At 64.1% G+C, this 8,773-nt stretch carries 10 protein-coding genes; all 10 read left to right on the forward strand.

Annotation, left to right across the window (positions count from 1 at the left end; genetic code table 11):
* A partial coding sequence (locus EN745_RS23730; RefSeq protein ID WP_145992107.1) for an ABC transporter ATP-binding protein occupies positions 1 to 886 on the forward strand: 886 nt, incomplete at its 5' end.
* A 111-nt stretch (positions 887 to 997) separates the two neighbouring features.
* Positions 998 to 2,245 (forward strand): sugar ABC transporter substrate-binding protein, encoded by a 1,248-nt coding sequence (locus EN745_RS23735; protein WP_126056129.1) that lies wholly within the window; start codon positions 998 to 1,000, stop codon positions 2,243 to 2,245.
* 132 nt (positions 2,246 to 2,377) lie between these two features.
* Complete coding sequence (locus tag EN745_RS23740) at positions 2,378 to 3,274, forward strand: sugar ABC transporter permease (protein WP_126056130.1); 897 nt, start codon at positions 2,378 to 2,380, stop codon at positions 3,272 to 3,274.
* Positions 3,275 to 3,279: 5 nt separating this feature from the next.
* Positions 3,280 to 4,122, forward strand: coding sequence for a carbohydrate ABC transporter permease (locus tag EN745_RS23745; RefSeq protein WP_126056131.1), 843 nt, complete (start codon positions 3,280 to 3,282; stop codon positions 4,120 to 4,122).
* Between the two features lie 62 nt (positions 4,123 to 4,184).
* Complete coding sequence (locus tag EN745_RS23750) at positions 4,185 to 5,006, forward strand: sugar phosphate isomerase/epimerase (RefSeq protein WP_127422401.1); 822 nt, start codon at positions 4,185 to 4,187, stop codon at positions 5,004 to 5,006.
* Between the two features lie 4 nt (positions 5,007 to 5,010).
* The gene (locus EN745_RS23755) at positions 5,011 to 6,087 is read left to right on the forward strand and encodes a Gfo/Idh/MocA family oxidoreductase (protein WP_127407378.1); all 1,077 of its coding nucleotides are present in this window, start codon (positions 5,011 to 5,013) and stop codon (positions 6,085 to 6,087) included.
* Entirely contained in the window at positions 6,087 to 6,905 is an 819-nt protein-coding gene (locus EN745_RS23760; RefSeq protein WP_127407379.1) for a sugar phosphate isomerase/epimerase, read from the forward strand. Before EN745_RS23755 ends, EN745_RS23760 begins: the two co-directional genes overlap by 1 nt.
* Complete coding sequence (locus EN745_RS23765) at positions 6,905 to 7,723, forward strand: alpha/beta hydrolase (RefSeq protein WP_127422402.1); 819 nt, start codon at positions 6,905 to 6,907, stop codon at positions 7,721 to 7,723. The genes EN745_RS23760 and EN745_RS23765 overlap by 1 nt, the downstream gene beginning before the upstream one ends.
* Entirely contained in the window at positions 7,720 to 8,442 is a 723-nt protein-coding gene (locus EN745_RS23770) for a ribulose-phosphate 3-epimerase (protein ID WP_127407731.1), read from the forward strand. The genes EN745_RS23765 and EN745_RS23770 overlap by 4 nt, the downstream gene beginning before the upstream one ends.
* Positions 8,442 to 8,773, forward strand: a 332-nt coding sequence (locus tag EN745_RS23775; protein ID WP_145992108.1) for an ROK family protein, incomplete at its 3' end; no start/stop codon positions are given. The genes EN745_RS23770 and EN745_RS23775, both read left to right, overlap by 1 nt.

Raw genomic sequence — 8,773 nt, forward strand, 5'->3', positions numbered from 1 at the left:
CTACCCGCACATGACGGTGTTCGAAAACATCGCCTTTTCGATGCGGCTGGCTGGCAAGCCGAAGGCCGAGCGCAAGAAGCGCGTGGACGAGATCGCCAAAACCCTTCAGCTGACGTCGCTGCTCGACAGCAAACCCGCGAACCTTTCAGGCGGGCAGCGTCAAAGGGTTGCCATGGGCCGCGCCATGGTGCGCGAGCCCGCCGCCTTTCTGATGGACGAGCCCCTTTCCAATCTGGACGCGAAACTGCGCGTTCAGATGCGCGCCGAAATCACCAGCTTGCAAAAGCAGCTCGGCGTCACGACCATATATGTGACTCACGACCAAATCGAAGCGATGACGATGGGGGACCGGGTCGCGGTGTTGAAGGGCGGCGTGCTGCAGCAGGTCGATACACCCAAGAGGCTCTATGAATCGCCGGTGAACGCCTTCGTCGCCGGCTTCATCGGTTCCCCGTCGATGAACCTTTTCGAAGCGACCCTGAAGGGCGGCGAGCTCATTTTTCGTGACTTCGCGATCCGGCTGCAGGATGCAGCTTTCGTTGGCAGGCCCGCCCTGAGGTCCTATGAGGGGCGCAAGATCGTGTTCGGCATACGGCCGGAGGATCTCTATGACAGCAGCCTCGAATCCGGCCGCAAGTATCAGACGATACCGGCAAAGGTGACTTCGATCGAGGAGCTCGGCTCCGAACATATCGTCCACCTGAACATCGACGCGGTCCGGGTGGACTCCGGCGATCCGGACGCGGTGGAGGATTATGGCCTGGCATCGAACGCGGTGGCGAGATTCGAGCCGACCAGCGCCATCCACTCCGGCTCGGAAATCCGGTTGGCCGTGGATGATACCAAGCTCCATTTCTTCGATCCCGAGACGCATCTGGCGATCTGAAGGACTGCGGCAGAGCCGGCAGGCGAGAGCGAGGCGCCTGCGAATGAAGACTTCTGAATGAACCAGACGATCGTCCGCATTGTGCGGCCGATCTTAAAGAAGGAGGAGAGAATGACGTTTCGGATAAAACCCGCGATGCTGAAAATGGCCGCGGCCGCCTGGTTGCTTGGCGCAACCGGCGCCATGGCGGACACCACGCTGGAGTTCACCCAGTGGTGGGAGCCTGAGCTGCCCGCAGGCTCCTTGCGGAAAATCATGGACGAATTCGAGGCCGCGAATCCCGGGATCAAGGTGACGCTGGTCAGCGGCCCCTATGCGACCACGCGAGACCAGATCTCGGTTGGTGCCGCGACGGGAACGCTTAGCGACGTCGTTGGTCTCGACGGCGCCTGGGTCAACAATTTGAACGCGCAGAACGCGCTGGCCGACATGAACCCGATGATGGATGCGAGCGGCTTCGACAAAGCCCAGGTCGCGGACATCATCAAGGTGGACGGCAAAGCGGTGATGTTTCCCGTGGCTTCGTTCGTCTATCCGGTGTTCGTGAATTTGGACCTCGCCGCCAAGGCGGGCGTCACCAAGCTGCCGTCGACCCGCGCGGAGTTCCTCGAAGCCGCCAAGAAGATGACCCAGGCCGACAAGAACCAGTATGGCTGGGTGCTGCCGCTGTCGCTGCAAACGCCGTCCGGTGTCCAGAACGACATGATGTCGTGGGTCTGGGCATCGGGTCAATCGATGATGGCTGACGGCAAGCCGGCTCTCGAGGCAAAGCCGGTGGTGGATATGCTGACCTTCGTCAAATCGCTCAATGACGCGGGCACCATCTCGCCCGGCATCGCCACCAAGACCGAACAGGAAAAGGTCGAGGAATTCGTCAACGACCGGGTCGGGATGATGATCGACTCGCTCGCGCATGTGAACCTCATCCGCCAACGCAATCCCAAGCTGAACTTCGACCTCATCCCGGTCCCGGTCGTGGAGGACTATAGCGGCAAGCGCGGCCTGCCATACGCCTCCTGGGGCATCGGCATCTCCGCGGGCTCGAAACATCAGGAGGAGGCGTGGAAGCTCGTCCAATACCTGATGAGTGAAAAGGTGAACGCCAAGCTCGTGTCGCTGGCCAACGCCTTCCCCGGCAACGTCAACGCCAAGCCCGATTTCGTGACTTCCGACAAGGCTTTCGGCAAGGCTTTCGAAATCTTCAAGACCGGCTATCTTGCCAATGAGTTCACGGGCCTGCCGGTGGCGGAAGACCTGATGACCCAGTTCGACGTGCAAGCCCAGAAGATGCTCGCCGGCGAACAATCTCCGGAAGAAGCCGCGGCCAATGCTCAAAAGGGCTGGATAGCGAAATTCTGATCGGCCTGTTTTGCGATCTCTACCGGGCGGCCTGACTTCGGGCAGGCCTCCCGGCAACAACGCATCGGCAATGCGAGACGGACCCGTTTCCGAAGCTCCCCTTCTCTTGAAGGCGTGTCCCAAGGTTGGCATATGACCCCGCAGAAGCGCTCCCACCATAGGCTGAAACGAGCGGTCGCACCCTATCTCTACCTGTCGCCCTCGCTCATCATCATCGGCCTGCTGATGCTGCTGCCGATGGTGACGGTGATTGGCTATTCGTTCCAGAACAGCGCGGTACTGCGGCGCGACCCGTCCTTTGCCGGACTGAAACATTACCAGGCGATCTTTGCCGATCCCGTGTTCTGGGCTTCGCTGTGGCACACGCTCTACTTCACCTGCATGAGCGTCATCTTCCACATGACCATCGGCATGATCTTCGCGCTCATGCTGAACAGCGACCGCATCAATCCGACGCTGCGCAATGTCCTGCGCGTGCTCTACATCCTGCCCTGGCTATTCACCGCCGTGATCATCGCGGTGATCTGGCGCCTGCTGCTCGAGCCCAACGGCGTGGTGAACAGCATCCTCATGCAATTGGGCATCATCGGTTCCAAGGTCGAGTGGTTTTCCTCGCCCGAGACGGCGCTGCACGCCGTCACCTTCGCCAATATCTGGGCGGGCTACCCGCTTTTCATGGTCAGCCTGCTCGCAGGCCTGCAGGGCATTCCCAAGGATTTCTACGAGGCCGCCGATATCGATGGCGCGAAGGCCTACCAGAAGCTGATCTTCATCACCATTCCGCAGTTGATGCCGATCATCATCAGCATCTCGCTGCTCGATTTCATCTGGACCATGCAGGTCTTCCCGTTGATCTGGATAACGACGGGCGGCGGTCCGATTTACTCGACCGAGGTGCTGAGCACCTACACCTACAAGCTGGCGTTCTCGAGCTACAACCTGTCCCAGGCGGCGGCGAGCGCCGTGATCATCCTGCTGATCTCTCTTGGCCTGACACTGTTCTACATCCGCTATCAGAAGGCTCGGTAGTCACCATGAGGAAAAGGCACACGCCGAAAGACCGGCTGATCACCGTCGCGCTGCATGTCGCGCTTGCCGCCGGGCTGTTTTTCGCGGCATTCCCGATCTACTGGATGCTGAGCAGCTCGTTCAAATCGAATACCGAAATCTTTGCCCTGCCGCCAACCATCCTGCCGAAGGCGTTCACGCTGGAAGCGTATGCGGCCATCCTTGGCGACCCAGTAAAACTGCGCTTCTTCTTCAACAGCTACTTCGTGGCCGGAGCGGTGACCGTGCTGACGGTGCTGATCGCGTTGCTGGCAGCCTATGGGTTCAGCCGCTTCAACTTCCGCGGCAAGGGCAGCCTGAACACGCTCATCATCAGCACGCAGACGATTCCGCCGATCACGCTTCTGATCCCCTTCTTCGGGCTCGTCGTCTCGTATGGCATCTTCGACACCTATATCGCGCTGATCGTGACCTACCTGGTGTTCACGCTGCCCTACGCGATCCTGCTGATGACCGGGTATCTCAACACCTTGCCGCGCGATCTCGACGAGGCCGTCGCCGTCGACGGCGGCAGCAGCTGGACCGCACTCTGGCGGGTGATCGTCCCGATCTCGCTTCCCGGCATTGTGGCGACCTCGGTCTATACCTTCCTGTTGTGCTGGAACGAGTTCCTCTTCGCGCTGACGCTGACGAAGTCGACCTCCATGCGCACTGTCCCGATCGGCATCCAGCTGCTGATGGGGCAGCACGCTTTCGAATGGAACCAGATGATGGCGATGAGCGTGCTCGGCTCGCTGCCGCTCCTGCTCATCTACCTTCTTGCCCAGAGGTACTTCCTCGCCGGGATGACCGCGGGCTCGGTCAAGTAGATGTCCATCCCATGAAGACCCAGAACGACATCACGGAATGGGCGGTATCAAGGATTGAAAGGATGAACGTGAAAGACCTCAAAGTCGGCTGCCAGACCTTCACCTGGGAAATGCTCGGAGACCGTTTTGCCGGAGGCCCGGACGATCTCCTGAAGGCCATTTCCAATGGCGGCTATGCCGGCATCGAGATCACCGACACGATGATCGGCCGCTATGCCGGCCAGCCGGCGGAATTCGCCGCCGCGCTGAAGGCCTCCGGCCTGACGCTGGTCTCCTTCGCCTTCGGTTCGAAGAGCGGCTTCACGCTGAAGGACCAGATCGGCGCCGACCTCGAAACCGCCAGGCGATGGATCGACTTTGCCGCGGCCTTTCCGGGCGCGCTTGTCTCGATGGGCTCTGCGACCGTCGTCTCCGACGGGCCTCGCGACGACAAGTTCGCCATTGCGGCGGAAGTCTATAACAAGGCCGGCGAGATCGGCCGCAAAGCCGGCGTCCAGGTCGCGGTGCATCCAAGCTCGCACCACAACACGCTGCTCTTCGACCGCGCAGACTACGACCGGATCTTTTCCCTGCTCGACGCCTCGCTGGTCGGCTGGGTGCCGGACACCGGGCACATATTGCGCGGCCACAAGGACATGGCCGACACGCTCACCACCTATAGCGACCGCATCCGCTACGTGCACCTGAAGGATGTCGATGCCGGCGGCACCTGGGCGATGCTCGGCAAGGGCGTCTGCGACACGGCGAAGGTGATCGAGATCGCGAGCGCGGCGCCCAACTTCAACGGCTGGCTGGTGCTGGAGGAGGAATCCGAGACCGCCGCCGCCGATCCAGCCGGCGCGGTCAAGACCAACCGCCAGACCATGCGCGGATACGGAGCCTGAGACGATGATCCGCAAGAAAGACCGTCGCCTTCGTGTCGGTGTGCTCGGCTGCGGGCCGATCGCGCAGTTCGCGCATCTGGAATCCTGCGCGAAGGCAAGCAGTGCTGACCTCTATGCGATCTGCGACGCCGCGCCCGATCTGCTCGCGCGCATGGGCGCGACCTACGAGCCCGAAAGAATGTATGGCGACTATGACGAGATGCTCGCAGACCCGCAGTTGGAAGCAGTGATCGTCGCCACGTCGGATGCCTATCACGTACCGATGTCTATCAAGGCGCTGGAGGCCGGCAAGCATGTGCTGTGCGAAAAGCCGATCGGCGTCTCGGTCGAGGAAGGCGAAAAGCTGGCCGAAGCGGTCAAGCGCTCGGGCAAGGTGCTGCAGGTCGGGCACATGAAGCGCTTCGATCCGGCGCTGGAAGCGGCGCGCGATTTCGTCCGCGACGAGATGGGCGAGATCCTGGCGCTGAAGGCCTGGTATTGCGATTCCACGCATCGCTACACCAACACCGACGCGGTGCAGCCGCTGCCGGTGACCAGCAAGCTGGCGCGGAAGCCGGCCGGCAACCCGAAAGCCGATCTCAGGCAATATTTCATGCTGGCGCACGGCTCGCATCTCGTCGACACGGCGCGCTTCCTCGCCGGCGAGATCACCGCCGTGCGGGCGCGCCTCAACAAGCGTTTCGGCGCATATTGCTGGTTCGTCGAAACCGAGTTCGCCAATGGCGCGCTCGGCCATCTCGATCTCACCGTCGCCTTGCGCATGGACTGGCACGAAGGTTTCCAGCTCTATGGCGAGAACGGCTCCGTAATCGCGAAGACCTTCAATCCCTGGTATTTCCGGGCGAGTGAGGTCGACATCTTCCACGAGAAGGACGCGACCTCGCGCAAGCCGCTCGGCGCCGACGGCCACTTCTTCCGGCGCCAGATCGAAGGCCTCGCCGATACCGTGCTCGACGGCAAGCCGATGCGCGGCGCCAATGTCGAGGACGGGCTCGCTTCGATCCGCGCCATGGTGGCGATCGCCCGCTCGGTCGAGAGCGGCGAGCGCGTCGAGATCGCCAGCGTGACGGGAGCGGTCTGATGCAGGTCGGGGTGTTCGCCAAGACCTTCCCGGGTAGCGAGCCGGCCGGCGTGCTTGCCGCCGTGCGCGATGCGGGCTTCGCGGTCACCCAGTTCAACCTCGCCTGCGCCGGCCTGCCATCGATGCCGGATGCGGTTCCCGACGAGGCAATCCGGACCATCGAGGCTGCCGCCGAAGCTTCTGGCGTGGCTCTTGTCGCATTGTCAGGCACCTACAACATGGCGCATCCGGACAGGGCGGTGCGCGACGACGGCCTGCGCCGGCTGGCGCTGGTGATCGAGGCGGCCGCCGGGCTTTCCACGCCGCTGGTGACGCTCTGCACCGGAACGCGCAACCCCGACGACCAGTGGGCGCATCATCCCGGCAATGCCGACCCCTCGGCCTGGGCCGACATGGCGCGCGAGATGGAGAAGGCGCTTGCGATTGCTGAGCGCCATGGCGTCGACCTCGGCATCGAGCCCGAGCAGGCCAACATCGTTGCCTCCGCCGCCGACGCGACGCGCCTGATCGCCGAAATGGGTTCGAAGCGGCTGCGCGTCGTGCTCGATCCGGCGAACCTCTTCGAGCAGGCGGATGCCGTGCAGGCGCGTGCCATCGTCGCCGACGCGGTCGAACGCACGGCCGGCCATGTCGCCATGGCGCATGCCAAGGACCGCTTCGCCGACGGCCGCTTCGCCACGGCCGGGCAAGGCGTGGTCGACTTTCCTGACTTCATCACCCGGCTGAAGCACGCCGGCTTCGATGGGCCGCTGGTGACGCATGGGCTTTCCGCCGAGGAAGCGCCCGGTGTCGCTCGTTTCCTGAAGGGGCTGGTGTGATGGCGACGCTCTCTCGCGACGGCGCCACGCTGCGGTTCACCGACGCCGGCGAAGGTCTGGCGGTCGTCTTCCAGCACGGGCTGGGCGGCGGCGAGGCGCAGGTCGCCCAGACCTTCCCCGCCGGCTTCCGGCGCCTCACACTGGAATGCCGCGGGCATGGCGGCTCCGGTCTCGGCGAGCGGCGACCGTTTTCCTTCGACGTGTTCGCCGACGACGTGCTCGCCGCCGCCGACCAGGCCGGCCTCGACCGCTTCGTTGCCGGCGGCGTCTCGATGGGCGCCGGGATCGCGGTCCGTCTCGCCTGCCGCCACCCGACGCGCGTGACCGCCCTGGTTCTGGTGCGGCCGGCCTGGATCTTCGCGGCGGCACCGCCGAACATGCAGCCCATAGCCGAGGTCGCCGAACTGATCCTCGAGCATGGGCCCGACAAGGCGAGGACGATCTTCGCGCAATCGGCGACGGCCACGCGCCTCTATCACGAGGCGCCCGACAATCTGTCCTCGCTGCTCGGCTATTTCGACCGGCCCGACGCCAAGGCCTTCGCACAGGTGCTGGCCAATATTGCCGCAGACGGACCGGGTGTTTCCCAGCGCGAGGCGGCCGCGCTCGCCGTTCCGGCACTGGTCGTCGGCAACGCCATGGATGCCGTGCATCCGATGTCGAGCGCCTACGCGCTCGCCGCCACGATGCCCAACGCCGTCTTCGCCGAGGTCACGCCCAAGGCGCGCGACAGCAAGCAGCATTTCAGTGAGTTGCACACTGAGATCACCACGTTCCTCCAGTCCCACTCGAAAGTCCGGAGCCTCATTCCGTCATGACCAGCAAATCCCTGTCCGGCCCCGCCGCAATCGCCGCCCTGCCACGCAACAGGCTGCTCGGCGAATTCTCGCTGTGGTCGGCCGACCTCGCCAATATGGAACGCGACCTGAAGCGCATCGAAGCCTATGCCGACCTGCATCACATCGACGTCGCCGATGCCCGCTTCACCCCGGGCTTCCTGTTCTTCCCCGACCTCGTGGCCCGCATCGCCAGGCTGACGGCGAAGCCGATCCATGTGCATCTGATGGTCGAGGCCGAGATCGTCGAAGCGCAGACGCGCCAGTTCATCGAGGCCGGCGCCGACCTCGTCACCATCCACACCGAGAATGGCGAGGCGGGCCTGCGCGCCGTGCGGCTGGCGCGTGAACTCGGTGCCGAGGCCGGCGTCGTGCTGCGGCTGGAAACGCCTGTCGCGGCAATCGTCCCGTTCCTGGCGGAGGTGGCGTTCGTGACACTTCTCGGCACGTCGATCGGCGTCAAGGGCCAGAGCCTGTCGGAGCAGGCCTGTCCGCGCCTGATCGAGGCGCGCGCGCTGATCAGGAAGGCCGGCCGCGAGGCCGATATCATCCTTGCCGCCGACGGCGGCATCCGCCACGAGACGGTGCCCAGCTTGCGCGCCGCCGGCGCCGATACGGTGGTGCTTGGCTCGCTTGCCTTCGGCGACCCCGACCTCGCGCAGCGCATGGCCTGGCTGCACGGCCTGAAGGCCGCCGCGTGATGAACACGGTCGCGCTCGCTTTCGATCTCGGCGGCACGGAGCTGCGCGGCGCGCTGATCGAGCGCGGCGGCGACGTCGTCGCCCGCGTCTCGGCGCCGACGCTCGCCGGCGCAGGATCGGAGGCGGTGATCGGCCAGATCATCACGCTGGCGGACAAATTGCTCAAGGAGCACCCGCAGGCCAAAGTCACCGGCATCGGCATGTGCGCGCCCGGTCCGCTCGACCCCAAGGCCGGCATCGTCATCGGGCCGCCGACGCTGGCCGGCTGGCACAATGTGCCGCTGATCGACATCCTCAGCCGGCAGTTCGGCCTGCCGGTGCGGCTCGAGAA

The organism is Mesorhizobium sp. M4A.F.Ca.ET.022.05.2.1, from assembly GCF_003998845.1.
In the GTDB taxonomy this organism is placed as follows: Bacteria; Pseudomonadota; Alphaproteobacteria; order Rhizobiales; family Rhizobiaceae; genus Mesorhizobium.